The sequence below is a fragment of the Bradyrhizobium zhanjiangense genome, from assembly GCF_004114935.1.
GTDB classification, from domain to species: domain Bacteria; phylum Pseudomonadota; class Alphaproteobacteria; order Rhizobiales; family Xanthobacteraceae; genus Bradyrhizobium; species Bradyrhizobium zhanjiangense.
This window is the reverse complement of the sequence record NZ_CP022221.1, coordinates 5,092,493-5,117,134: the sequence shown is the minus strand read 5'-3', so window position 1 is coordinate 5,117,134 and position 24,642 is coordinate 5,092,493. Positions and strand designations below refer to the sequence as shown.

Sequence of the window (24,642 nt, the reverse complement as noted above, 5' to 3'; positions counted from 1 at the left end):
ACCAGTGATTCATCCATAGCACGCCGGAACGCCCTGCAAAGGGTTGTAATTGTGGGCAATTGGGACTAGCTCAGGCCGTCAATCAGGCAGTTTTAGATATGGATCAGACGGCTGCGCCCAAGGTCAGCTTCGTATCGCTCGGGTGTCCCAAGGCATTGGTGGATTCCGAGCGCATCATCACGCGCCTGCGCGCCGAGGGCTATGAGCTCGCCCGCAAGCATGATGGGGCCGACATCGTCATCGTCAACACCTGCGGCTTCCTCGACAGCGCCAAGCAGGAATCGCTCTCGGCGATCGGCGAGGCCATGGCCGAGAACGGCAAGGTGATCGTGACAGGTTGCATGGGCGCGGAACCCGAGCAGATCGAGCAGGCCTATCCCGGCGTGCTCTCCATCACCGGCCCGCAGCAATATGAGAGCGTCCTGGATGCCGTGCACCGCGCCCTGCCGCCGGCCCACAATCCGCATCTCGACCTGGTGCCGCCGCAGGGCATCAAGCTGACGCCGCGCCACTACGCTTACTTGAAGATCTCCGAGGGCTGCAACAATCGCTGCACCTTCTGCATCATCCCGAAGCTGCGCGGCGACCTCGTCTCGCGCCCCGCCAATGACGTGCTGCGCGAGGCCGAGCGCCTGGTCGGTGCCGGCGTCAAGGAATTGCTGGTGATCTCGCAGGACACCTCGGCCTATGGCGTCGATCTCAAATATGCCGAGAGCCCGTGGAAGGATCGCCAGGTCCGCGCCAAATTCCTCGACCTCGCGCGCGAGCTCGGCGAGTTAGGGGCCTGGGTCCGGCTGCAATATGTCTACCCCTACCCCCATGTCGACGAAGTCATCGCGCTGATGAATGAGGGCAAGGTGCTGCCCTATCTCGACATCCCGTTCCAGCATGCGAGCCCCGAGGTGCTGAAGGCGATGAAGCGCCCCGCAGCACAGGACAAGACGCTGGCGCGCATCAAGCGCTGGCGCGAGGAATGTCCAGATCTCGCTCTGCGCTCCACATTCATCGTCGGCTTTCCCGGCGAGACCGATGCCGATTTCGCCTATCTGCTCGACTGGCTGGATGAGGCCGAGATCGACCGCGTCGGCTGCTTCAAATACGAGCCGGTTGCGGGCGCGACGTCGAATGCGATCGAGAACCCCGTGCCCGAAGAGGTCAAGCAAGAGCGCTACAACGCGCTGATGGCCCGCCAGCAGAAGATCTCTGCGCGCAGGCTGAAGCGCAAGGTCGGCACGCGCCAGCAGATCATCATCGACGAGGTCGGCCCGACGGTGGCGAAGGGCCGCTCCAAGGCCGATGCGCCGGAGATCGACGGCGCAGTCTATCTCTCCAGCCGCCGCCCGTTGCGCGTCGGCGAGATCGTCACGGCCAAGATCGAGCGCGCCGACGCGTACGACCTGCACGGCAGCGTCGCGGGGTTCTGACGGCGTTTCGCTGTTGCGATCGGTCTAGCCGCGGGCTCGCTGCAACCTCTCCCGCTTGCGGGAGAGGGAGCGGACCGTCGCTGGAGCTACAGTCCCATCAAACCAGCCATTTCGGCACCCAGCGCTCCGGACGCGGTGCGCGGGCGAGATCGGCCTGTGCCTCGGATAATTTCGCCGGCTCACCCTCGATCGTCGGGCGCACATCGTATTCGAAATTCGGCATGATCCGGCCGTCGGCATAGAGCCCGAAATGCATCGCGTACCACAGCCCGAGCTCGGGCTGCGCGCGGCGCATCTGCTCGCGCAAATCGCGCAGAAGGGATTCGATCGAGGCCGCTTCCTCGAATGGCTGCGGCCCGCGCGAAAGGACGCGCGCCTCGTACTGCTTGCCGACGATCGCAACCTCGAAGCGCGTCTGATCCCAAGGCTTCTTGCCCTTCGGCAGATGCGCCGCCAGCCGCCAGCCGAGCTCGGCCATCAGCCGGTGATTGGCCCAGTAGTCTTCGCGATCCCGGCTCCACTTCTCCACGAAGCCGCGAAAGTCGGGCAGCTCCGAAGATGCATCCTCGGGCGCCGCTATTTCGCTTAACGGCCGGCCAGCGAGCCACTGCGCGAGTTCGACCGTCTGGCACTCGACTTCGTCATGCGGCTTCAGATCGCTCCAGGCGTTGTCGAATTGCTGCGACGTCAGTTTTGCGAGCAGCCCGTCGAGGCTCGGCGCCAGCAATTCGTAGTCGCCCTCCGATCCCAGCCCCACGATCGGCGGATTGTCGCGGTCGAGACCGGCGCCATACCAGCCGCCGACTGCCGAGCCATCCGGCAACCGCATGAACAGCGAGAACCTGTCGCGCAAGGGACTGCCGTCGACGATCGGCGCATGATCGGAGAACTGGCCCTGCAGCGAGAAGCAGCCGACGCTGCCCCAGGGCCGCCCCTTCAGCCAACCGGCGAAGTCGAGCAACAGGGATGGCGCCTCGATGCCCGGCGGAAACGCGCCGCGGATGCTGTCGAGGTCGATCGGGTAAGGCGTGTCGGACAAGGCTGAATACTGTCTCGTTGGTCCCGGCCCCTCTTGGTCTGAGCCGCGGTGCGTCCGGTTCGAACCAATTCGCGTCCTTCAATCACAAACGCGCCAGCGGCGAGATGGTTGCTGGCCGGGCAATCGATGAGCTGCGAGTGACGTCCGGCTCTTCGCGCCGTTCCGACACACGCCGGGCGAGTGTTTCGCAAACCGTCCGCTTGACAAGCCTTGCCGTTCGGCTGTAGGGACGCGCCCCATGATCAACTCTCGGACCCACCGCCGCGCAGCTTTCCGTCGTCGCACCCGCGACGATGATGGGTTGCGCCATGTCCGACGACGCCGCTGATCGCCTGAATTCAGCAGAGTTTTCGAGAAGGCCGCACCCGCAAAGTGCGGCCTTCTTGCTTTTCGCGCGTCTTTTCCACCCGCCTCCAGAGGAGTTCGACATGACCACCGCCACCCATCCGTATGATGCGCTGATGGACATCACTGCACGGCCCAAGGCCGTGTTCGTCCGCGGCGCCGGCTCCTACCTCTGGGACGACAGCCGCAAGCGCTATCTCGATTTCGTGCAGGGCTGGGCCGTCAACTGCCTCGGCCACTCGCCGCCCGCGATCGCCGATGCGCTGGCCGCGCAGGCCAAGCGGCTGCTGACGCCGAGCCCGGCCTTCTACAACGAGCCGAGCCTGAAGCTTGCCGAGGCGCTGGTCGATGGCAGCGCGTTCGATCAGGTGTTCTTTGCCAACTCAGGCGCGGAAGCCAATGAGGGCGCGATCAAGCTGGCGCGCAAATACGGCAGCCTGCACAGGAACGGCGCGTTCGAGATCATCAGCTTCGAAGGCGGCTTCCACGGAAGGACGCTTGCGACGATGTCGGCCTCTGGCAAGAAGGCGTTCGAGCCGCTGTTCGAGCCCAAGGTCGCCGGCTTCAAGAAGGCCAAACTCAACGACATCGCCTCGGTGGAGAAGCTGATCAACGACAACACCGTCGCCGTGATGCTCGAGCCGATCCAGGGCGAGTCCGGCGTGTGGCCGGCGAGCGATCAGTTCCTGCAAGAGCTGCGCGCGCTCACCGAGGCGCACGGCCTGTTACTGATCTTCGACGAGATCCAGACCGGCATGGGCCGGACCGGAAAGCTCTTTCACTACGAGCACACGGGGATTTCGCCTGATATCATGACGCTCGGCAAGGGCATCGGCGGCGGCGTGCCGCTCGCCGCTCTGCTTGCGACCGAACGCGCCTCCTGCTTCGCGCACGGCGATCAGGGCGGCACGTTCAACGGCAACCCGATCATGTGCGCGGCAGGGCTTGCGGTGCTTCAGGAGGTCAGCAAGCCCGCCTTCCTGAAGGCGGTGACCGAGACCGGCCTCCTGCTCGAAAGCGAGCTGCAAAAGGTCTCGGCACGGCACGGTCTCGGCGGCGTGCGGGGACGCGGGCTCCTGCTCGCGCTCGACCTCAAGCTGCCGATTGCGCCCGGCATCGTCGCACAGGCGTTCGAAGCCGGCGTGCTCCTCAACGCGCCACAGGTCGACACGCTGCGGTTCATGCCGGCGCTGAACGTCACGAAGGGAGAGATCGCCGAGATGATCGATTGTCTCGACGGGATTTTGACCAAGGCCGGCGCGGCAAGACGGGTGGCCTAGGATCTGTCTCGTGCCCCGGACGCAGCGCAGCGCCCCTTCGGCGGTGCGCTGCAGAGCCGGGGCCCATCTCTCCGCAGCGTCCCGCGCCGCCTTCTCGGTCCTGGCTCTGCACAGCGGCGTAAGAACGCTGCAGCGCGTCTGATGACGGAAGAACTACGGCTTCAAGATCGACGCGCCCGTCGTCTTGCGGCTTTCCAGATCGATATGCGCCTTCGCGGCGTCCTTCAGCGCGTAGGCGTGGTTGATCGGCACATGCAGCTTGCCGTTGATGACGGCGGCGAACAGCGTGTCGGCGCCTTCCAGCAATTCCGAGCGCTTGCCGACATAGTCGTTGAGCTTCGGCCGCGTCGCAAACAGCGAGCCGTGATTGTTGAGCTCGGCGATCGAGAACGGCGGCACGGGACCGGAGGCATTGCCAAAAGAAACAAACATGCCGCGCGGCTTCAGGCAGGACAGCGAGCCCGGGAAGGTGGCCTTGCCGACGCCGTCATAGACGACGTCGCAACCCTCGTTGCGGCTGATCTGCTTGACGCGCGCGACGAAGTCTTCCTCGTTGTAGAGGATGACGTGGTCGCAGCCATTGGCCTCCGCCAGCTCGGCCTTCTCGCGCGAGCCGACCGTGCCGATGACGTGAGCCCCGAGCGCGCTCGCCCATTGGCAGGCCAAGAGGCCGATGCCGCCGGCGGCGGCGTGGATCAGCACGCGATGATGCGGCTCGACCTTGAAGGTCTTGTGCAGGAGATACCACACCGTGAGCCCCTTCAGCATCAGCACGGCGCCCTGCTCGTGGGTGATGTGGTCGGGCAGCTTGACCAGCTTCTCCCAGGGGATGTTGCGCTCGCCGGTATAGGCACCGAGATTGTGGTAGTAGGCGACGCGGTCGCCGGGATGGAAATGGGTCACGCCGGGCCCGACCGCCATGACCTCGCCCGAGGCCTCGTTGCCGGCGATGAAGGGCAGTCCCGGCGCCTTGTAGAGGCCGGTGCGGTAATAGACGTCGATGAAGTTCAGACCAACCGCGTGCTGGCGGATGCGCACTTCGCCCGGGCCCGGCGCCGGCACGTCGACGCTCTCATAGACCAGGGCTTCAGGGCCTCCGACCTGGTGCACACGGACGGCTTTGGTCATCACCTGACCTCCTCGTTGTCTTGCTCTCGGCCTACTCGCGAACAAGCGAAAGACATCGCGCCCGCCTTGTCAACTCGACGCAATTGGAACGGCTAGACCGACGGCGCGCGGGCTTTCCTGCGGTTGCGCTTGGCCAGCACGTTGAAGAATTCGACCGCCGCCGAGAACGCAATCGCGAAATAGATATAGCCGCGCGGAATGTGGAATTGGAATCCGTCCGCGACCAGCGCGACGCCGATCAGCACCAGGAACGCCAGCGCCAGCATCTTGGTGGTCGGATGCTCCGCGACGAATCGCGAGACCGGGCCCGACGAAATGTACATGATCAGGCAGGCGATCACGACGGCCGCGATCATGATCTCGATGTCCTGCGCCATGCCGATCGCGGTGATGATCGAATCCAGCGAAAACACGATGTCGATGATCACGATCTGGACGATCACCCAGAAAAAGGCGTTGCCGGCGGACTTCTCGTCGCCCTCGCCGTCGTCGGCTTCGACCTCGCCGTGGATCTCGTGCGTCGCCTTGGCGATCAGGAACAGGCCACCGCCGATCAGGATGAGGTCGCGCCAGGAGAAGCCGTAGCCGGCGAACGAGAACACCGGCGCGGTCAGCCCGATCAGCCAGACCAGGAGGCTGAGCAGGATGATGCGGAACACCAGCGCCAGCGCGAGCCCGATCTGGCGGGCGCGGTGCGCCTGCTTCTCCGGAATGCGCGAGACGATCACCGACAGGAAGATGACGTTGTCGATGCCGAGCACGATCTCGAGCGACGTCAACGTCAGCAGCGCGGCCCAGGCTTCGGGGCTGGTGAGGAGATGCATCATGCGAAGGATTTTACCAATCGTATCAGAGCATCGCTGAAGCTGATCCAGAGCGCGATGGCGCAGAGCACCACGGTCACGCCGGTGCCGACGCGGAAATCCATCTGCAGCACGTAGAGGCCGAGCAGCGCCCAGATCGCGATCAGCGACATCGTCAGCCAGCGCAGCCGCACGACGCGGACTGGATGCAGCACGTGGAACGGCACGAAGGTCAGCACGACGAGCGCGGCGACCAGCAGCGTCGACCAGAGCGGCGGCCAGTGCAGCAGGAACAAATAGAACGCTGCCGCATTCCACAGCGCCGGGAAGCCGCGGAAATGATTGTCGTCCGCCTTCATGCGCAGATCGGCGAAATATAATGCGCTGGTGACGATGATGGCGACGCCGAGCAAGGGAGCTGCGACCGGCAGCAACAGCCCGCTGGCCACGATCGCGTAAGCCGGCACGAAGACATAGGTGACGAAGTCGACCACGAGATCGAGCACGTCGCCCGACCAGTTCGGCTGCACGTTCTTGACGTCGAGCCGGCGCGCGATCGGACCATCGATCGCATCGATGATCAGAGCGACGCCCAGCCACTGAAACATCGCCGCCCAGTGCTCGCGCACGGCCTCCAGCATCGCCAGCAACGCGACCGCCGCACCGAACGCGGTGAAGATGTGCACCGAGAACGCCGCAGCGCGGATCGCGGGGGTGGGCTTCAGGGAATCCTCTTGGCTGTCCATGGCTTCTGCTACCAGAATGACACCGATTTGCACATCCGCCATTGCGACGCGCGGCCGCGCAATTCGTCATAAAATCAAGCAAAATCAGTGGGCTTGAATTTGCCGCGGGCCATGTCAAATGTCGTTCCATGACAGACGCATCGACACTCCATGACACCGCCGTGGTCGGCGGCGGTCCGGCGGGACTTGCAGCAGCGATCGCATTGGCGCAGGCGGGTGCGCGGACCGCGCTGGTGGCGCGGCGCGTGCCCTATGCCGACAACCGCACCACCGCGCTGCTCGGTGCCTCCGTCGATCTCCTGGAGCGCCTCGACGTCTGGTCGCGCTGCAAGGACAAGGCGGCCGCGCTCGAGGTCATGCGGCTCGTCGACGATACCGGCCGGCTGTTCCGTGCCCCGGAGGTCCGGTTCTCCTGTCACGAAATCGGTCTCGACACGTTCGGCTACAACATCGACAACCGTTCGCTGATGCTGGCACTCGAAGAACGCGCGGCCGAATTCCCCCAGCTCGTCCGTTTCGACGACGAGGCGGAAAGCATCTTGATCGAGGCCGGCGACGTCGCCATCCGCACGGCCTCGGCACAATTCCTCTCGGCCCGGCTCGTGGTCGGCGCCGACGGTCGGCACTCGCTGTGCCGCGAGGCGGCCGGCATCGCCGTGACGCGGCGCGAGCTGACGCAGACCGCGCTGACCTTCAACGTCGGTCATGCGCGGCCGCATCGCAATGTCTCGACCGAGTTCCACACGCCGCATGGTCCCTGCGTGTTCGTCCCCCTGCCCGGGGACCGCTCCAGCATCGTCTGGGTCGCAGCGCCCGCGGAGGCCGAACGGCTGCGCGGCCTGAGCGACGAGGAGCTATCCGCCGCGATCGAGAAGCAGTCGCATTCGATTCTGGGACGCATGACGGTCGAGCCCGGCCGCAACCTGTTCCCGCTGGCGATCGAACGTCCAAAATCCTTTGGCCGTGACCGTGTCGCGCTCGTCGGGGAAGCGGCCCATGTGGTTCCCCCGATCGGCGCCCAGGGCCTCAATCTCGGCCTGCGCGATGCCGCCGACATCGCCCGGCTCGCGGGCGAAGCCGTCGCAGCGGGCCAGGATCCCGGCGCGTCCGACGTGCTCAAGCGCTACGACCGGGCGCGGCGTCCGGACATTTTGAGCCGCACCTTTGCGATCGACATCGCCAATCGCTCCCTGCTCAACGATTTCCTGCCGCTCCAGCCGGTCCGCGCCGTCGGCATGCACCTGCTCGGCGCCATCGGTCCGCTCCGGCGTTTTGCGATGCGCGAGGGCCTGACGCCGACGTGGCGGCGATAGGGAGTCTACCAAGCCTGAATGGCGTGAGGGTGGATTCACGGCGGGCTCGGTGCACCTCTCCCGCTTGCGGGAGAGGTCGGTGCGTAGCACCGGGTGAGGGTTTTCGCCGCGTCGGATTTTCTCCGCCCTCTTCGGACAATCCCAACGCGGAGACACCCCCTCCCCAACCCTCTCCCCCCCAAGCGGGAGAGGGAGCGCACCATTCGTGTTGCCAGCAGTTCCGCCGCTTACGGAAACATCAGCCGCCCGCTCTGGATCGCCCACATCACGCTGGTCAGCGTGACCACGGATGCGAAGGTGCCGAGCAGCACCGCGACGGATGCGGATTCGATCCACGCATCGTTCTGGCGGGCGATCACGAACACATTCAGCGCCGGCGGCAATGAGGCCATCAGCATCGCAGTCGCGGCCCAAGGCTGCGCGAACGGGCCGAACGCCAGCATCAGGCCGAACGCCGTGAGCGGATGGATCAGCAGCTTGACCGCGATCACGCCCGGCACCTCCCACGGCACCCGGTCGAACGGACGCAGCGCCACGGTCACGCCGAGCACGAACAGCGCAGTCGGCGCAGCAGCGTTCTGGAGGAACGTGATGGTGCGATCGAGCGCGACCGGCAGCTCGATATGCAGCGCCGCCACCGCCGCGCCAAAACAGGCCGACATAATCAGCGGGTTGAGCACGATCTGCTTCAGCACCACGCCGAAGGCGTGCACGAGCGAGGGATGGTCGCGATCGGACAGCTCGATCAACAGCGGCACGATCGTGAACAGGAAGATGCTGTCGCAGCAGAAGATCAGCGCGGTCGGCGCCGACGCCTTCGGCCCGAGCACCGCGAGCGCCAGGCCCGGTCCCATATAGCCGATATTGCCGTAGCCACCGGAGAGGCCCGCGAGCGTCGCCTCGCGCAGCGACAGCCGGCCGAGCATCTTGCCGACCACCAGCGCCAGCGTGAACGCCGCAACCGTCGACAGCGTGGTCGCGACTAGGAACGGAGGATTGTTCAATTCCGCAAACGGCGTCTTCGACATGATCGCGAACAACAGCGCCGGGAGCGAGACGTAGAGCAGGAAGAAGTTCATCCAGGCGAGGCCCGATTCCGGCAGGGATTTGGTCTTTCCGCAGGCGAATCCGACGAAGATCAAGCCGAAATAAGGTAGAGCCAGATTGAGGATATCGACCATTATTGAAGTGTTTTCTGAAGACTTGGGGGCTATGCGCCCCTGACGCGAAGGTTAATTCCCGATAAGGCCACTAGCATCGGCCACAATCCTGGTCTATCGACGGGGGATGATGAAAGCGCGGACAGCCAAATTCCAGATCGGACAGGTCGTGCGCCACCGGATCTTCTCGTTCCGGGGCGTGATCTTCGACATCGATCCGGAATTCAACAACACCGAGGAGTGGTGGCTGTCGATTCCCGAGGAGGCGCGGCCCCACAAGGACCAGCCGTTCTACCACCTGCTCGCGGAGAACGCGGAGTCGGAATACGTAGCCTATGTCTCGGAGCAGAATCTGTTGCCCGACGATTCCGGCGAGCCGGTCCGGCATTCACAGGTCGCCGAGATCTTCATCAAGGACAAGGCCGGCGGCTATCGCCCGCGCAATCCGTCGCTGAACTGAAATTCGCCGCCAGCAAACGGCCAGTAAAAAAGGCGCTCGAAACGAGCGCCTTTTTCATGTTCGGGATGTGATCCCGATTACTTCTGACCAGCCGCAGCTGTGCCGGGAGGCGTGCCCTGCTGCTCGAGCTTCTTGCGCTGCTCCTCGGCCTTCTTCTGAAGCTCTTCCTGGAGCTTCTTCTGGGTCTCCTCGAACACCTTCGGATCGGTCGGCGGACCGTCATAGGCCTTCTGGAATTCGCCGGCGAGCGGCAGCGGCAGCGTCAGCGGCGCGCCGTTGGCGTTGATCGCCTGGACAACGAGATTCTGGCCCTTCTTCATGCTGTTGATGAGCTCGGGCGTGGCCTCGTAGTCCGACATGCAGCCGTTCTGGAAGCAGATCACATACGGTTGCTGCAGCGGCGCGTTGCTGTCCACGATGATGCGGGTGCCGTGCACGAGCTGCATGCCGAGCGGCAGCGTCACGCGCAGGATCTTCTTGGGCTCGCCTTCCGGCTCGATGATCACGGCGGCGATGACCGGCTGGCCCGACTCGATGCGACCATCCTTGCCGGTGAAGCAGACCTGCTTGGCATTGGCGTCCTGGCCCTTCAGGCAGAACTTGGTCCAGGGGGCATAGATCAGCTGGATCTGCTGATCAGCCGGCTGGGCTCCGCCCTGCTGCGCCGGCGCGCCCTGAGCGGGAGCCTGCTGGGCCTGCGGAGACGCTGCGGGCGCCGGAGCCTTGGGGGCAGCCTTCGGAGCGGCTTTTGGGGCCGGAGCCGCCTTGGGGGCACCTGGGGCCGGCGCCGGGGTCTGGGCCTCGGCGGCAAACGGAACGGCCAGCGCCGTCGCCGTCAACAAGGCGAGAAGTCGCCCGCGCGGCCGGACGGACGCGGCCAAGTAACGAAAATTCATTGCGGAAAACCCTTTCTGAACGGGAAGTGCCCGAACCGCTCCGAAGCGCCGAACCTGGCCGCCTTGGGCGCGGCTCTCTCCCCGTCAATTGAGGCGGATAAGTGACGGGCTCGGCGCTCTTGCGCGATTGACCGCCTTCTTAACGTGGCCGACGAAAAGATCAATGCCGACAAGCGTCTTTGGCCACATCCACAGCTGCACCCAGTGAAATTCCCTGTGATAGGTTCATGCCCGCCGGTCCTCGAATCAACGTGTGCCGATGTTCATGTTCCAGCGCCTCTTCGAGGGCCCCGGACGCCGCCTTTGCCGTCTCGCCCCGGCCCTCGTTTTGGCCCTCTCCGTCGGGCTGTCGGCAGGCGGCGCGCGTGCCGAGGAAGCCCATGCCATCGCCATGCACGGCAAGCCGGCGATGCCTGCCGATTTCACCCACGTGCCCTACGCCAATCCGGATGCCCCGAAAGGCGGACGCTTGACGTGGGGCGTTCTCGGCACCTTCGACAGCCTCAATCCCTTCATCGTGAGAGGGTTGGCCGTGCAGCAGGTGCGGAGCTACGTGGTCGAGAGCCTGCTCGCGCGCGGCCAGGACGAGCCGTTCGCACTTTATGGTCTGCTCGCCAGGACCGTCGAAACCAACGACGACCGGACCTTTGTCACGTTCCACCTCGATCCGCGCGCCCGCTTCTCCGACGGCAAACCCGTGCTCGCCGAAGACGTGCTGTTCTCCTGGCAGCTCTTGCGCGACCACGGCCGTCCCAATCACCGGCAGTATTACGCCAAGGTCGCGAAGGCCGAGGCGCCCGATCCCCTCACCGTCCGCTTCGACCTCACCGATGCCAATGACCGCGAGCTCTCACTGATCCTCGGCCTGATGCCGATCCTGCCGAAGCATGCAGTCGACGTCGCCAGCTTCGAGGAGACGACGCTGACGGGCCCGGTCGGCTCCGGCCCCTATCGCGTCACGGCGGTGAAGCCCGGCGCCAGCGTGACGCTGACCCGCAATCCCGACTATTGGGGCCGTGATTTGCCGATCAATCGCGGGCTCTACAATTTCGACGAGATCAGGCTCGACTATTTTCGCGAGGCCAACGGCCAGTTCGAGGCGTTCAAGCGCGGTCTCTATGATTTCCGTGTCGAACACGAGCCCCTGCGCTGGCACGACGGCTATGATTTTCCGGCCGCCAGAAGCGGCGAAGTGATCCGCGACACCATCAAGCCGGGGGTACCGCAGCCTTCGGAATTCCTGGTGTTCAACACCCGCCGTCCGGTCTTCGCCGACATCCGTGTGCGCAAGGCGCTGACGCTGCTGTTCGATTTCGAGCTGGTCAACCGCAACTATTTCTTCGGGCTCTATTCGCGCGTCGCCGGCTATTTCGCCGGCTCGGAACTATCAGCCTACGGCCGCCCTGCGGATGCGCGCGAGCGTGTGCTGCTGAAACCCTTCGCCGCGCAGATCCCGCCCGACATCATGGACGGCAGCTACCGCCTGCCGGTCACCGACGGCTCGGGACGCGACCGCACCACGCTGCGCGCCGCGCTGAAGCTGTTGTCCGAGGCCGGCTACGATCTCGACGGCGGCGTGATGCGCAACCGCGCGACCAAGGCGCCCTTCACCTTCGAGATCATGGTCACGACCCGCGACCAGGAGCGCGTCGCGCTCGCCTTCCAGCGCGACCTCAAGCGCGCCGGCATCGAGACGACCGTTCGGTCGGTCGATCCCGTACAGTTCGATCAGCGCCGGCTCGCTTACGAGTTCGACATGATCCAGAACCGCTGGGACCAGTCGCTGTCGCCCGGCAATGAGCAGTATTTTTATTGGGGCAGCGCAGCCGCCGACAATCCGGGGACCCGCAACTACATGGGCGCCAGGGATCCCGCCGTCGATGCCATGATCGCCGCCCTGCTGGAGGCCCGTGAACATACGGATTTCGTCTCGGCGGTGCGCGCGCTCGACCGCGCTCTGATCGCGGGCTTCTACACAATCCCCGTGTTTAACGTATCCGAGCAATGGATCGCGCGCTGGAATCGGATAGAACGGCCCAAGGCCACTTCGCTGTCCGGCTATTTGCCGGAGACCTGGTGGTCGAAGGGGCAGCCGCAAGCTCATCAAGCAAAGTGACGCCGTGAACCAGCCAGCAACATCGCCGACGCTCGACACGCTGTTTCAGCGCACGCTGACCCGGCAGCCGCACGCGCTCGCTTTGCTCGATCCCCTCAACAAGGCGCGCGTGACCGGGCACCAGCCGCGGCGGATGACCTACGCCGAGGCCGACACGGCGATCGAGGCGCTGTCGGCATATTTCGTAGAATCCGGCCTGCCGGCCAATTCCGTCATCGCGATCCAGCTGCCCAACACGGTCGAGTTCGTGCTGACGGTGCTCGCCGCCCATCGCGCCGGCCTCGTCGTCGCCGTGCTGCCGCTGCTGTGGCGGCACGCGGAACTGACCGCCGCGCTCAACCGCACCGCCGCGCGCGCCATCGTTACCATGAGCACGGTCGACGGCGTCAGCTATGCCGACCTTGCGATGCATGCGGCGGCCGAAGCCTTCTCGATCCGTCACGTCTGCGGCTTCGGCACCGATCTGCCCGAAGGCATGGCTTCGCTCGACGGCGTGCTGGCCCGCCCGCCCGGCACCACGCGCACCGTGATCCAGGACGGCCGCAAGGCGGCGATGATTTCCTTCGACGTCACCGCGGAAGGTTTTCGCCCGGTGCCGCGGCCGCATTTCAGCCTGATCGCCGGCGGGTTGGCGATGTCGCTCGAAGCCGACGTCAAGCAGGGCGCGACCGTGATGGCGGCGTTCGCGCCGATGTCGTTCGCGGGGCTGGCCTCTTCGCTCGCAGTGTGGCTGCTCTCGGGCGGCACGCTGGCGCTGCATCATCCCTTCGAGATCGAAGTGCTGGAGCAGCAGATCAACCAGCACGAATGCGAGGTGCTGATCGCACCTGCCCAGCTCGCGCTCCGCCTCGGCGATTCCGATCTCGCGGCGCGGATGCCCACCTTACGCAACGTCATCGGCCTCTGGCGCGCGCCCGAGCAGGTGGCCGCAAGCGATGCCTGGATCGCGCCGCATGCGCCGCTCACGGATGTCTATCTGTTCGGCGAGGCCGGCCTGTTCGGCGTCCGCCGCGGCGAGGACGGCATGCCTGTCGCGGTGATGCCGGGGCCGCATGGCGCCCCGCGCGAGCAGTCCGGCTCCTCCATCGCCGGCGAGATCCTGCTGACCCCGAAGGGGACGCTCGGCCTGCGCGGGCCGATGGTGCCGATCGCGGCCTACGCGCCGCCGCAGCCGGTCGGCGAGACGTTGACCGCGCAGCCGCCGCGTGACTATGTCGACACCGGCTATGCCGCGCGGCTCGACCGTCCGAGCGGCGCGATCTGCATCACCGCGCCGCCCTCCGGCATCATGGCCGTCGGCGGCTATCGCTTCCTCTCCAACGACCTCCAGGAATGGGCCCGCCGGCTCGGCCAGGGTGCCCTGCTCACCGCACTGCCCGACCGTCTCTCCGGCCACCGGCTGGCAGGCCGGGCCCAGGACAATGCCCGCGCCCGCGAGGCGCTCAGCGAGCTCGGGCTTAACCCCCTGATGGTCGAGGCTTTTCGCGACCGCTCGGGGCCGGTCTAGGCCCAGTTTCACCCGTTCCGTTGACGCCGCATTAAGGCGGCCAAACTAGATTGCGCGGCACCTGTTGCGCGATCAGAGTTTGCAATGTCCCAGGCGGGCCCGATCCTGTTTGTGTCCAATGTCGAACGGCCGCCCTTCATTGCGGCGCTGGACGAGGCCAGGCTCTTTCCCGTGGTCGACACCGACTGGGCCAGCGCCGCACGCGCGGTGGAGCAGGTGCAACCGGCCGCGGTTCTCGCGGCGATGCATGCCGGACACGAGCCGCACATCGCGCCGCTCGCGAAGAAGATCGCCAGCCAATCGCCCTACCTTCCCTTCGTGGCCATGGATGCCGCGGGCACGCTGCCTCCCAACGCCCTGCCCTTCGCCTCACGCAGCGGCAATCCCGACCGCCTGATCGCGCGGCTCCGCGCCGCGCTGCGTGTGCGCACCCTTCATGCCACCGTGCTGCGCCGGCTGCCGGAGGCGACGGTCTCGCTGCCTGGGGCCGATCCCGCACGCGATGCCACCGTGCTCCTGATCGGCCGTGGCGAGACCTATCCTGCGCTCTCGGTCGCGCTCGGCGAACGCGTCGGCGTCATCGGCGCGCTCTCGATCGAAGCCGCTGCCAAGCATCTCAACACGCGCGACCTCGACGGCGTCGTGCTCGCCGAAGGCTTTACAGCGCGCGTCGCCGATGCCTTCCTGACGGTGCTCGCCGAGGATACCCGCTTCCGCAACCTGCCCGTCGTCGTCACCGCACACCAGCTTGCGCAGAGCTACGATCTGCCCAATCTCGAGCTGATCTCCGGCGAGCCGGTGAAGGTCGCCGCCAATGCACTGCCGCTGATCCGCCAGCATGCGATGGAAGCGCAGCTGAGCCGCACGCTGCGCTCGATCGACGCCGGCGGCTGGCTCGATCCGCGCAGCGGCCTGCTCACGGTGGAAGCCTTCGCCCGCGATTTTGCCAAGGCGGTGGAGCAGGCGCTGGCCCGCGGCGGCGGCCTCTCCGTCGCCCGCTTCGCCTTCGATCCCAATAACCCCCGCGCCCAGTTAGATGCCGCGCGCATCCTCAGCCGCCTGATGCGGCAGATGGATTTTGGCGCGGCACAGAAGGACGGCTCGGTGATCGTGGTGTTCGCGGAGACCGACTTCCGCACGGCGCACATGATTGCGCGCCGGCTGTCCGCGGTGATGCGGCATACGTCGAACGGCAAGCACGAGATGCGCAGCGATCCCGTGGTCAGCGTGGACTCGCTGTCGCCGTCGGATACGGCACGGTCGCTGCTGGCGCGGCTGTCCGCTGACGCGTCGCGCGCGGCGTCGTAGTTTTCTCGCCGGCTGGCGCAACAAGCACCGTCATTGCGAGCGAAGCGAAGCAATCCAGGCTCTCTCCGCGGAAAGATTCTGGATTGCTTCGTCGCAAGGGCTCCTCGCAATGACGTGGTGAGACCGGAGCCTCACGCCGCCTTCTTGCTCTCGGCGAGGTGCGCCAGTTGCCGCATGATCTCCGTGGTGCCGGCGAGACGCTCTTCCGGGGTCTCCCAGTCCTGGAGGAACACCACCTTCATGTCGGGGCGCACCTTGGCGGCCTGGCCGTGGCTGCGGATGAACGTCACCAGGCGCTCGGGATAGGCGAAAGAATTGTCGCGGAAGACGATGACGGCGCCCTTCGGGCCCGCGTCGATCTTCTCGACATTGGCCCTGCGGCAGAACGCCTTGATCGCGGCGACCTTGAACAGATAGCGCACCTCGTCCGGCAGCACGCCGAAGCGGTCGCGCATCTCGGCGCCAAAATTCTCGATCTCCTCCTCGGTGTCGAGATCGGCGAGGCGCCGGTACAGCGATAGCCGCACCGAGAGGTCGCCGACATAGTCCTCGGGAATGAGCACGGGCATGCCGATCGTGATCGATGGCGACCAGCGGTCGGCGGCAGGCTCCGAGACGCCGGCCTTGAGGTTGACGATCGCCTCCTCCAGCATCGATTGATAGAGCTCGAAGCCGACCTCCTTGATGTGGCCGGACTGCTCCTCGCCGAGCAGATTGCCGGCGCCGCGGATGTCGAGGTCGTGAGAGGCAAGCTGGAAGCCCGCGCCGAGCGTCTCCAGCGACTGCAGCACGGTGAGCCGGCGCTCGGCCTGCGCCGTGATCTTCTGCTGCGCCGGCAGCGTGAACAGCGCGTACGCCCGCAGCTTGGAGCGGCCGACGCGGCCGCGGAGCTGATAGAGCTGGGCGAGGCCAAACATGTCGGCGCGATGCACGATCAGCGTGTTGGCGTTGGGAATGTCGAGGCCGGATTCCACGATCGTGGTCGACAGCAGGATGTCGAACTTGCCGTCGTAGAACGCCGTCATGATGTCCTCGATCACGGCGGGCGGCATCTGGCCGTGCGCAACCGCGACCTTCATCTCCGGCACGTTCTTGTCGAGGAAATCCTTGACCTCGGCGAGATCGTCGATGCGTGGCACCACGTAGAACGCCTGGCCGCCGCGATAGCGCTCGCGCAGCAGCGCCTCGCGGATCATCAGCGGATCGTGCGGGGCAACGAAGGTGCGGACCGCGAGGCGGTCGACCGGGGGCGAGGCAATGATCGAGAGTTCGCGCACGCCGGTGAGCGCAAGCTGGAGCGTGCGCGGGATCGGGGTTGCCGACAGCGTCAGCACGTGCACCTCGGAGCGCAACGCCTTCAGCCGCTCCTTGTGCGTGACGCCAAAATGCTGCTCCTCATCGACGATGACGAGGCCGAGCTCGCGGAACTTGATCGCCTTGCCGAGCAGCGCGTGGGTGCCGACGACGATGTCGACCGAACCGTCGGCGATGCCCTTCTTGACCAGGTTGAGCTCCTTGGTCGCGACTAGGCGCGAGGCCTGCGCCACGTTGACCGGAAAGCCCTTGAAACGCTCGGTGAAGGTCCTTGCGTGCTGGCGCGCGAGCAGCGTGGTCGGCACCACGACGGCGACCTGCTTGCCTTCGAGCGCGACGGCAAAGGCCGCGCGCAACGCCACCTCGGTCTTACCGAAGCCGACATCGCCGCAGATCAACCGGTCCATCGGACGGCCAAGCTCGAGGTCCTTCAGGGTGGATTCGATCGCACCCAGTTGGTCCTCGGTCTCGTCATAGGGGAAGCGCGCACAGAACTCGTCGTAGAGGCCCGGTTGCACCGGCAGCTTTGGCGCCTCGTGCAGATGGCGCGCGGCAGCGATCTTGATCAATTCGCCCGCGATCTCGCGGATGCGGTTCTTGAGTTTCGCCTTGCGGGTCTGCCAACCGCCGCCGCCCAGGCGATCGAGTTCGACCGTGGTCTGGTCGGAGCCGTAGCGGGATAACAGCTCGATGTTTTCGACCGGGAGGAACAGCTTCGTCTCGGCCGCATAATGCAGTTCGAGGCAGTCATGCGGCGCACCGGCGACATCGAGGGTCTGCAGGCCGATGAAGCGGCCGATGCCGTGGTCGACGTGGACGACGATGTCGCCGGCAGTGAGGCTCGTCACCTCCGAGATGAAATTATCGAGCTTGCGGCTCGCCTTGCGCGGCCGCACCAGGCGGTCGCCGAGGATGTCCTGCTCGCTGATCAGTGCGATCTCGTCGGTCTCGAAGCCGCTTTCGAGGCCGAGCACGGCGAGCATGGTCTCGTTGCGCGGCGTCGCCTGCACCGTCCGCCAGCTGTTGACGCTGGTGGTGTGGGCCAGCTTGTGGTCGCGCAGCATCGAAGTCATGCGGTCGCGCGAGCCTTCGGTCCAGAGCGCGATCACGACCTTCTTGCGCTGGGCCTGCAGTGCCATCACATGCGCGACCACGGATTCGAACACGTTGACGGTGGTGTCGTTGCGCTCCGGCGCGAAGTCACGGCCCTTGCGCGCACCGGCATCGATGACACTCGTGCCATCGGCCGGCACGGAGAACTGCGTCAACCGCGCCAGCGGGATATCACCGAGGCGCCTGCCCCATTCCTCCTCGGTCAAATAAAGCCTGTCAGGCGGCAACGGCTTGTAGATGGCACCGCCGCCGGGATGCTCCATCGCCTCGCGCCGGGCCTCGTAATAGTCGAGGATCTGCTTGAAGCGCTCGCGCACGGCGTCCTCGGCCTGCGGCTCGATCGCGACGGCTGCCCCTTGCAGATAGTCGAACAGCGTGTCCATCCGGTCCTGGAACAGCGGCAGCCAGTGCTCCATGCCAGGATGACGTCGGCCTTCGCTGACAGCCTCGTACAGCGCGTCGTCGCGCTCGGGCGCGCCGAATTCGGCGACATAGCCCATGCGGAAACGGCGGATGGTGTCGGTGACGAGCTGAAATTCCGAGATCGGAACGAGGTCGAGCGCACGCATGTCGAGCAGCGTGCGCTGGGTCTCGGCGTCGAAGGAGCGGATCGACTCCAGGCTGTCGCCGAAGAAGTCGAAGCGAACGGGCTGGTCGAGACCGGCCGGAAACAGGTCCAGGATGCCGCCGCGCACGGCGTATTCGCCGGGCTCGCGCACGGTCGAGGAGCGGTTGTAGCCGTTATGCTCCAGCCAGGCGACGATGGTGTCCATCGGCACCACGTTGCCCGGGGCAACCGACAGCGCCTGCGCCGCGACGAGCTCGCGCGCAGGCACGCGCTGAACCACGGCATTCACCGTGGTCAGCACGATCAGCGGCTTGTCGCTGCCCGTCAGGGACGCAAGCCGTGCCAACGTCGTCAGGCGTTGCGCCAAAATGCCGCCATGCGGCGAGACGCGGTCATAGGGCTGGCAGTCCCAGGCCGGGAAGATCAACACCGGTAGATCGGGCGCGAAGAATTGCAGCGCGCGTTCGAGCTGCTGCATCCGCGGACCATCGCGGCAGACCACCGCAAGACTGACCGCCGGCTTCTTCGGCCGCGCCGCGATGGCCCGGGCGAGATCGGAGACGACGAGGCCTTCGGCGCCCTCGGCGACATTGGCGAGCGTCAAGGCGCGCCCGGGCGTCAGCAGCTCGGCCGGTGATTTCATACCCTGCTTCATGCGTCGCGGTCCGCGATCGGATACGCCTTGATGCGGGCAAACAGCGCGCCGGTGACGTCGGCCGGGAGCACCTTGTCGCCGGTGATGGCGGCATAGAGATCGGGATCGTTGACCTCGAGCAGGCGCTCGAGCTCGATCAATTCAGGCTCGGACAAATTGCCGATCTCGGCATCCGCAAAGTGGCCGAGGATCAGGTCCATCTCGCGCGTGCCGCGGTGCCAGCAGCGGAACAGAAGCCGCTTGCGGCGGTCGTCCAGCCCGCTGCTCGATCGTGTCGTTCCCGTCATGTCTCAAATCCAGTCAAACGCAGAAAGCCCGGACGTGCCGGGCGGGGTGGATATAGCCACTCGGACCGGCCGTGTCAGCCCTTTGTTGTGACAGTTCGCCCATCCGGTGCGTCATCGTCAGTCGGGCTCCGAAAAAAAGACGTGGATGCCAGGCATAAAGCCGGGCATGACGGCGAGGAACGATCTTAGATTCCACGAATGCGCCCCAGCCTGCTCAATCCGCTGTTTGCTCCCGTGACCAGCCTGTCCGGCGTCGGTCCGAAGCAGGACAAGCTGTTGCAATACCTGCTCAGCCGCAACGAGACGCCGCGGCTGGTCGACCTGCTGCTGCATCTGCCGAGCCAGGTCATCGACCGCCGGGCCCGGCCAAAAATCCGCGACGCCGTCCAGGGAACCATCGTGACACTGGAGGTCACCGTCGATCGCCATCGTCCGCCCCCGCCGCGCAACGCGCGCGCGCCATATCTCGTCTATGCCAGCGATGACACCGGGGACGTCGTGCTGACGTTCTTCCGCGCCAAGCCCGGCTATGTCGAGAAGCTGTTGCCGATGGGCGCGAAGCGTTACGTCTCCGGCACGCTGCAGATGTATGACGGCATCCCGCAGATCGTGCATCCCGATCGCGTGCTTGACGAGGAGGCGATTGCAAAGCTCTCCGGCATCGATCCGGTCTATCCGCTGACCGAGGGCCTCGCGCTCGGCTCGCTGCGCCGTGCGATCGCGCAGGCGCTGCAAAAGCTGCCGGCCTTGCCCGAATGGATCAGCCCGGAGGTGATGCGTCGCTGCCACTTCCCGCCAATTGCCGATGCGCTCAATCGCGTGCATCAGCCGATCGAGCTCACGGACATCCTGCCGGACCAGCCGTTCTGGTCGCGCCTCGCTTTCGATGAACTCTTGGCCGGTCAGCTCGCGCTCGCCCTGATCCGCGCGCAATTGCGCCGCCCCGCCGGCGTGCGCAATGCCGGCGACGGACACCTGCGCAACAAGATCATCGACGCCCTGCCCTATGCGCTGACGCCCTCGCAACGCAGCGCTGCCGCGGCCATCGCCGAGGACCTGAAACAGCCCGTGCGCATGCTGCGCCTGCTCCAGGGCGACGTCGGCTCCGGCAAGACGGTGGTGGCGCTGCTCGCTGCCGCGGCGGTTGCCGAAGTCGGCAAGCAGGCCGCGCTGATGGCTCCGACCGAAATCCTGGCGCGCCAGCACATCAAGACCATCGCCCCGCTCGCCGAGCGCGCCGGCATGCGGGTCGCGATCCTCACCGGCCGCGAAAAGGGCAAGGAGCGGCGCGAGCTGTTGGCGCAGCTTGAAGCCGGCGAGATCGACCTGCTCGTCGGCACCCATGCGCTGATCCAGGATGACGTGATCTTCCATGATCTCGCGCTTGCCATCGTCGACGAGCAGCACCGTTTTGGCGTGCGCGAGCGCCTCGCGCTGACGTCGAAGGGCGAATCCGTCGATGTCCTGGTGCTCAGCGCAACGCCGATCCCGCGCACGCTGGTGCTCACCTATTTCGGCGACATGGACATCTCCGAGCTGCGCGAAAAGCCTGCCGGCCGCCAGCCGATCGACACCCGCGCTGTGCCGATGAGCCGCATCAGCGAGGTCATGGACGGTGTCGGCCGCGCGCTGCAATCGGGTAAGCTGGTCTACTGGATCTGCCCACTGGTCGAAGAATCCGAGGCCGAAGGCACCGAGCATCTGACCAATGCGACCAAACGGTTCGAGAGCCTGCAAAAGCACTTCGGCGAGCGTGTCGGCCTCGTGCACGGCCAGATGAAAGGCACGGAAAAGGACCGTGTGATGGGCCAGTTCGCCGCCCACGAGATTGGCCTGCTCGTAGCGACCACCGTGGTCGAGGTCGGCGTCGACGTGCCGGCCGCGACCATCATGGTGATCGAGAATGCCGAGCGCTTTGGCCTCGCCCAGCTGCACCAGCTGCGCGGCCGCATCGGACGTGGCTCGGAAGCCTCGACCTGCATTCTGCTCTATGGCGAGCCGCTTGGGGAGATGTCGAAGGCACGGCTGAAAGTGATCCGTGAGACCACCGACGGCTTCCGCATCGCCGAGGAGGACCTGAAGCTGCGCGGCGAAGGCGATGTGTTGGGCGTGCGCCAGAGCGGCCTGCCTGGCTACCGCATCGCGCGCCCGGAGGTGCACGGCCAGCTCATCGCCCAGGCCCGCGACGAGGCGCTGCGCATCCTAAAGGACGATCCGAAGCTGAAGGGCGAGCGCGGCGAAGCGCTGCGGTGCCTGCTCTATCTGTACGAACGGGACGAAGCGATCCCGTTGATCGGTGCGGGCTGAAGCGTTCTCGTGCGCCCGAGGCAAGGACAATGCAATTGCCCCAATGAAGGGTAAGGTTTTCCTTGTTTCATTGCGAACTGGCTCACATTCAGGGACGGATCACTCGTGCTAAAGGTATATTGGAACTGTCCCCACATCCCTGCTGGAGGTAGATCATGCAGTTCATCTCCACCGAATGGCAGTCCACTTCGACGGCTCCCTTAGACGGGGATCTCGAAATCTGCGCGCTGGACTTTGATGGTATCGTCCACTCGCTTCCCTTTCCCTGTCACAAGGATGGATCCAATTGGGTCGATCGATCGGGCAAAACGCACGCCGACATTCAGCCTACCCATTGGCGCATATGGGGTCATCCACGCTGATCCGTCGCCGGCGCAATGCCTCCGGGAAAGCGATGCTCGGGCAAGATGGTACATTCCCGTCATTGCCTGCCTTGAGCGCACGCACGGAACTCTTGCCGTAGCCTGATCCCGGGGCATGATTACCCGTAGGACAGGCAAAGGCGCGCTCGTCGGGCCCCGCCGCGGAACGGAACGCACGATCGGCCCGTTAATCGCTCAAGGGCGGCGCAGACAGGAAGGAGCAGACCATGAGGGCTCCCACCACCATCGCCGCGCTCGCGATCTTACTCGGCGCGCCCGCAATATCGCTCGCGCAACCGGGTGGGCAAGGTGCGGTTGAATTGAGCGACGGCACAACGATATCGCAACATCCGTCCCTGCCGAAACTCAGCCTCACCAACGCGAAGCGCGAGCAGATCCGCAAGACCGTGCTGACCGAGCATAACGATATCCAATTCCGGCTGAAGACCACCCAGCCAGCCAAGGACTTTACCCCTGCCGTTGGCGCAACACTTCCAAAAGGCGTAAAGGCTCAAGGACTGCCAGCACAGGTGCTCACGCAATTGCCAGAGCTGCGCGATTATATGTACGTCAAGATGAAGGATCAGGTGCTGATCGTGGACGGCATGACCAACAAGATTGTCGATATGTTCTCGGAGACGCAACCACTGTCTTAGCCCAAGGTCTTGGCGCAAGACATTCGACAGATCGGGCATGCAGGTAGATTTTAGTCCTTCTTCGGGACATTCGCCGCGAACGCCTTCATCAGCGCGGCATCCATCGCCTTCCCCTTGGCATCCTCGGCGAGATGCTCGAACCACTTCGCAAAGCCTTCATAGATCTGGCTGGCCGGATGATCCGGACCCAAGAATCCCGAAATCTCCCGCATCTCGGCGACCCAGCGATACGCCTTCGGGATCATGTCCGGCAGCGCCACTTCGAGGCGCGCCAGAATTGCAGGCTGGCTGAGCGCGAGCTCGTCGCGCAGCGCGTCGGCCGCGCCCGCTTTCGTGGCCGCGACCACCATGGCCGAGCCGATGCCGGCGAGGCCCTTGACGATGCCGGCGTAGGACATCTTGAGTGCAGAGGCTGCGCCGACCGGGCCTTCGACGATCCGCACGTCGAGGCCCAGCTCTTTCAGCACGGCGACGTCCTTGGCGTGCTCGCCGGACATGTAGAAGGCCGGGCTCTTGCCACCACGCTGCGGCGGAAAGCCGATGATGCCGGCATCGACGAAAGGCGCCTGCGCCGAGCCGATGATCTCCTCGATCCTTTGCACGGTGTCGACACTGACGGCGTTGCAGTCGACCACGACCGGCTTCTTCTCGCGTCGGACGATCAGCGCGGCCAGCCGTTCAGCCAGCGCCACGGCTTCGCCCGGCGGCACGATCGAGAGGATGATGTCGGCTTCGGCGAGCGCGTCGTCCTCGGCGCCGATCATGCCGGCGTCCGCCGCCCGTTTCAGCGTCGCCTCGCTCCGCCCCTTCAGTGACGTCAGCACCCGTGCGCCATTCTCGCTGAGGCGGCGAGCCACGGCGCTGCCCATGGCACCGGGCGCGAGGATCGCAATGGTTTTGGACATCATGCACTCCAGGTCGAATTCCGAACGAGACGCTCAATTCGACCGGAGACTAGCAGAGGACGCGAACGCCTGCGTGAACGCGGCCATCCCGCGCGGGAATGGCCCTACTCCACTTTCGCAGGCTGCTGGGGTTGGAGCGCAGACGCGTTGGCGATGCGTGCGGCGTTCGCCACGCCCGCGAGCGCGGCGGCCCTCTTCGGATCTGGCGCCGAGCCCGGCTGCACCACGCCGGCCGACATGATCAATGTCGCGGCATCCTCGGCGCTGAGGTCGACCTCGATGATCTTGCTCTTCGGGACATAGAAGAAGAAGCCGGTGGTCGGGTTCGGCGAGCACGGCAGGAACACCGAGACGTGCTCCTCCTGTCCCGGCAGGTTGCGCGCAATGTCCTCGTTCGGCGATTGCGAGATCAGCACGATCGACCACATGCCGGGCGACGGAAACTCGACCAGGCCCACTTTCCGGAAGCTCGAACCCTTGCCCGAGAACAGTGTCTCGAACACCTGCTTGAGGCCGCGATAGATCGCGCGCACCGCCGGAATCCGGCCGAGAAAGGTCTCGCCGACGTCGACCAGCGTCCGGCCGATCAGGTTGGCCGCGAGGAAGCCGACCAGCGTCAGCGTGAAGAATGCGACAATCAGTCCCCAGCCGGGAACACCATAGGGAAGATAGGTTTCGGGTCGATAGGCCAGCGGCACGAACGGTCGCACCACGCCGTCGACCCAGGTGACGAACCACCAGACCAGATAAAGCGTGATCGCGATCGGCCCCGTCACGACGAGGCCGGTCAGGAAATAATTGCGAAAACGGCCCATTAGGCCGGTATGCGGTTCCGGGACGGGATCAAGAGGCGCAGGCGCGTCGTCGCGGGGGGTCATTCGGGTTCCAGATCGGTCGCAGCACACAAGCTAGGGTCTTCTAGCAGGTTTTGGAAGGCTGCGACCAACCGA

General features: G+C 65.4%; 19 protein-coding genes. 9 read left to right on the top strand and 10 right to left on the bottom strand.

What is annotated here, in order from left to right:
• The first annotated feature begins 98 nt into the window (after window positions 1-98).
• Window positions 99-1,424 carry a 30S ribosomal protein S12 methylthiotransferase RimO gene (rimO, locus tag XH85_RS24460; RefSeq protein WP_128933847.1) on the top strand — a complete coding sequence of 442 codons (1,326 nt, stop codon included), beginning with the start codon at window positions 99-101 and terminating at the stop codon, window positions 1,422-1,424.
• A gap of 97 nt (window positions 1,425-1,521) precedes the next feature.
• Here the strand turns inward: rimO and XH85_RS24455 are convergent, their stop codons facing one another.
• Window positions 1,522-2,463 carry a hypothetical protein gene (locus XH85_RS24455; protein ID WP_128933846.1) on the bottom strand — a complete coding sequence of 314 codons (942 nt, stop codon included), beginning with the start codon at window positions 2,461-2,463 and terminating at the stop codon, window positions 1,522-1,524.
• Between the two features lie 428 nt (window positions 2,464-2,891).
• Between XH85_RS24455 and XH85_RS24450 the strand changes: the two genes are divergently transcribed.
• Entirely contained in the window at window positions 2,892-4,088 is a 1,197-nt protein-coding gene (locus XH85_RS24450) for an acetylornithine transaminase (RefSeq protein WP_128933845.1), read from the top strand.
• A gap of 153 nt (window positions 4,089-4,241) precedes the next feature.
• Here the strand turns inward: XH85_RS24450 and XH85_RS24445 are convergent, their stop codons facing one another.
• The 3 genes from XH85_RS24445 to pcsA all read right to left on the bottom strand — a co-directional run bounded on the left by XH85_RS24445 (window position 4,242) and on the right by pcsA (window position 6,807).
• Window positions 4,242-5,216 carry a quinone oxidoreductase family protein gene (locus XH85_RS24445; RefSeq protein ID WP_128933844.1) on the bottom strand — a complete coding sequence of 325 codons (975 nt, stop codon included), beginning with the start codon at window positions 5,214-5,216 and terminating at the stop codon, window positions 4,242-4,244.
• A gap of 92 nt (window positions 5,217-5,308) precedes the next feature.
• On the bottom strand, window positions 5,309-6,043 hold the full coding sequence (locus tag XH85_RS24440) for a TerC family protein (protein ID WP_128933843.1): 735 nt from the start codon (window positions 6,041-6,043) through the stop codon (window positions 5,309-5,311).
• Window positions 6,040-6,807 carry a phosphatidylcholine synthase gene (pcsA, locus tag XH85_RS24435; RefSeq protein ID WP_128933842.1) on the bottom strand — a complete coding sequence of 256 codons (768 nt, stop codon included), beginning with the start codon at window positions 6,805-6,807 and terminating at the stop codon, window positions 6,040-6,042. The genes XH85_RS24440 and pcsA overlap by 4 nt, the downstream gene beginning before the upstream one ends.
• Before the next feature lie 86 nt (window positions 6,808-6,893).
• On the opposite strand from pcsA, the gene XH85_RS24430 reads away from it, so the two are divergent.
• Window positions 6,894-8,078, top strand: a complete 1,185-nt coding sequence (locus XH85_RS24430; protein WP_128933841.1) for a UbiH/UbiF family hydroxylase — start codon at window positions 6,894-6,896, stop codon at window positions 8,076-8,078.
• 227 nt (window positions 8,079-8,305) lie between these two features.
• Here the strand turns inward: XH85_RS24430 and XH85_RS24425 are convergent, their stop codons facing one another.
• Window positions 8,306-9,259, bottom strand: coding sequence for an AEC family transporter (locus tag XH85_RS24425; protein ID WP_128933840.1), 954 nt, complete (start codon window positions 9,257-9,259; stop codon window positions 8,306-8,308).
• Between the two features lie 106 nt (window positions 9,260-9,365).
• On the opposite strand from XH85_RS24425, the gene hspQ reads away from it, so the two are divergent.
• Window positions 9,366-9,698, top strand: coding sequence for a heat shock protein HspQ (gene hspQ / locus XH85_RS24420; RefSeq protein WP_128933839.1), 333 nt, complete (start codon window positions 9,366-9,368; stop codon window positions 9,696-9,698).
• 77 nt (window positions 9,699-9,775) lie between these two features.
• On the opposite strand, the gene XH85_RS24415 is transcribed toward hspQ, so the two are convergent.
• Window positions 9,776-10,594, bottom strand: a complete 819-nt coding sequence (locus XH85_RS24415; protein ID WP_128933838.1) for an invasion associated locus B family protein — start codon at window positions 10,592-10,594, stop codon at window positions 9,776-9,778.
• A 259-nt stretch (window positions 10,595-10,853) separates the two neighbouring features.
• Between XH85_RS24415 and XH85_RS24410 the strand changes: the two genes are divergently transcribed.
• From XH85_RS24410 to XH85_RS24400, 3 genes are all read left to right on the top strand, one after another.
• Window positions 10,854-12,710: an extracellular solute-binding protein gene (locus tag XH85_RS24410; RefSeq protein ID WP_164940086.1), complete on the top strand. Its 1,857-nt coding sequence runs from the start codon at window positions 10,854-10,856 to the stop codon at window positions 12,708-12,710.
• A 4-nt stretch (window positions 12,711-12,714) separates the two neighbouring features.
• Complete coding sequence (locus tag XH85_RS24405; protein WP_128933836.1) at window positions 12,715-14,217, top strand: AMP-binding protein; 1,503 nt, start codon at window positions 12,715-12,717, stop codon at window positions 14,215-14,217.
• A gap of 84 nt (window positions 14,218-14,301) precedes the next feature.
• The gene (locus tag XH85_RS24400) at window positions 14,302-15,525 is read left to right on the top strand and encodes a GGDEF domain-containing protein (protein WP_128933835.1); all 1,224 of its coding nucleotides are present in this window, start codon (window positions 14,302-14,304) and stop codon (window positions 15,523-15,525) included.
• 131 nt (window positions 15,526-15,656) lie between these two features.
• Here XH85_RS24400 and mfd read toward each other — a convergent pair whose 3' ends face one another.
• Entirely contained in the window at window positions 15,657-19,175 is a 3,519-nt protein-coding gene (mfd, locus tag XH85_RS24395; RefSeq protein ID WP_128933834.1) for a transcription-repair coupling factor, read from the bottom strand.
• A complete protein-coding gene (locus XH85_RS24390; protein ID WP_128933833.1) occupies window positions 19,172-19,462 on the bottom strand; it encodes an FAD assembly factor SdhE in 291 nt (96 codons plus the stop codon). The genes mfd and XH85_RS24390 overlap by 4 nt, the downstream gene beginning before the upstream one ends.
• A gap of 198 nt (window positions 19,463-19,660) precedes the next feature.
• Between XH85_RS24390 and recG the strand changes: the two genes are divergently transcribed.
• On the top strand, window positions 19,661-21,769 hold the full coding sequence (recG, locus tag XH85_RS24385; RefSeq protein WP_128933832.1) for an ATP-dependent DNA helicase RecG: 2,109 nt from the start codon (window positions 19,661-19,663) through the stop codon (window positions 21,767-21,769).
• 589 nt (window positions 21,770-22,358) lie between these two features.
• A complete protein-coding gene (locus tag XH85_RS24375) occupies window positions 22,359-22,787 on the top strand; it encodes a DUF1236 domain-containing protein (RefSeq protein ID WP_128933831.1) in 429 nt (142 codons plus the stop codon).
• A gap of 50 nt (window positions 22,788-22,837) precedes the next feature.
• Here the strand turns inward: XH85_RS24375 and XH85_RS24370 are convergent, their stop codons facing one another.
• Together XH85_RS24370 and XH85_RS24365 are read right to left on the bottom strand one after the other, a co-directional pair.
• On the bottom strand, window positions 22,838-23,692 hold the full coding sequence (locus tag XH85_RS24370) for an NAD(P)-dependent oxidoreductase (protein ID WP_128937404.1): 855 nt from the start codon (window positions 23,690-23,692) through the stop codon (window positions 22,838-22,840).
• A gap of 104 nt (window positions 23,693-23,796) precedes the next feature.
• Window positions 23,797-24,570, bottom strand: coding sequence for a DUF502 domain-containing protein (locus XH85_RS24365; RefSeq protein WP_128933830.1), 774 nt, complete (start codon window positions 24,568-24,570; stop codon window positions 23,797-23,799).
• Window positions 24,571-24,642: the final 72 nt, after the last annotated feature.

Excerpts from the sequence above, each read along its gene's own strand:
- rimO (WP_128933847.1), top strand. The coding sequence starts at position 99 with ATGGATCAGACGGCTGCGCCCAAGGTCAGCTTCGTATCGCTCGGGTGT.
- XH85_RS24450 (WP_128933845.1), top strand. The coding sequence starts at position 2,892 with ATGACCACCGCCACCCATCCGTATGATGCGCTGATGGACATCACTGCA.
- XH85_RS24445 (WP_128933844.1), bottom strand. The coding sequence starts at position 5,216 with ATGACCAAAGCCGTCCGTGTGCACCAGGTCGGAGGCCCTGAAGCCCTG.
- XH85_RS24440 (WP_128933843.1), bottom strand. The coding sequence starts at position 6,043 with ATGATGCATCTCCTCACCAGCCCCGAAGCCTGGGCCGCGCTGCTGACG.
- pcsA (WP_128933842.1), bottom strand. The coding sequence starts at position 6,807 with ATGGCGGATGTGCAAATCGGTGTCATTCTGGTAGCAGAAGCCATGGAC.
- XH85_RS24430 (WP_128933841.1), top strand. The coding sequence starts at position 6,894 with ATGACAGACGCATCGACACTCCATGACACCGCCGTGGTCGGCGGCGGT.
- XH85_RS24425 (WP_128933840.1), bottom strand. The coding sequence starts at position 9,259 with ATGGTCGATATCCTCAATCTGGCTCTACCTTATTTCGGCTTGATCTTC.
- hspQ (WP_128933839.1), top strand. The coding sequence starts at position 9,366 with ATGATGAAAGCGCGGACAGCCAAATTCCAGATCGGACAGGTCGTGCGC.
- XH85_RS24415 (WP_128933838.1), bottom strand. The coding sequence starts at position 10,594 with ATGAATTTTCGTTACTTGGCCGCGTCCGTCCGGCCGCGCGGGCGACTT.
- XH85_RS24410 (WP_164940086.1), top strand. The coding sequence starts at position 10,854 with ATGTTCATGTTCCAGCGCCTCTTCGAGGGCCCCGGACGCCGCCTTTGC.
- XH85_RS24400 (WP_128933835.1), top strand. The coding sequence starts at position 14,302 with ATGTCCCAGGCGGGCCCGATCCTGTTTGTGTCCAATGTCGAACGGCCG.
- mfd (WP_128933834.1), bottom strand. The coding sequence starts at position 19,175 with ATGAAGCAGGGTATGAAATCACCGGCCGAGCTGCTGACGCCCGGGCGC.
- XH85_RS24390 (WP_128933833.1), bottom strand. The coding sequence starts at position 19,462 with ATGACGGGAACGACACGATCGAGCAGCGGGCTGGACGACCGCCGCAAG.
- recG (WP_128933832.1), top strand. The coding sequence starts at position 19,661 with ATGCGCCCCAGCCTGCTCAATCCGCTGTTTGCTCCCGTGACCAGCCTG.
- XH85_RS24375 (WP_128933831.1), top strand. The coding sequence starts at position 22,359 with ATGAGGGCTCCCACCACCATCGCCGCGCTCGCGATCTTACTCGGCGCG.
- XH85_RS24370 (WP_128937404.1), bottom strand. The coding sequence starts at position 23,692 with ATGTCCAAAACCATTGCGATCCTCGCGCCCGGTGCCATGGGCAGCGCC.
- XH85_RS24365 (WP_128933830.1), bottom strand. The coding sequence starts at position 24,570 with ATGACCCCCCGCGACGACGCGCCTGCGCCTCTTGATCCCGTCCCGGAA.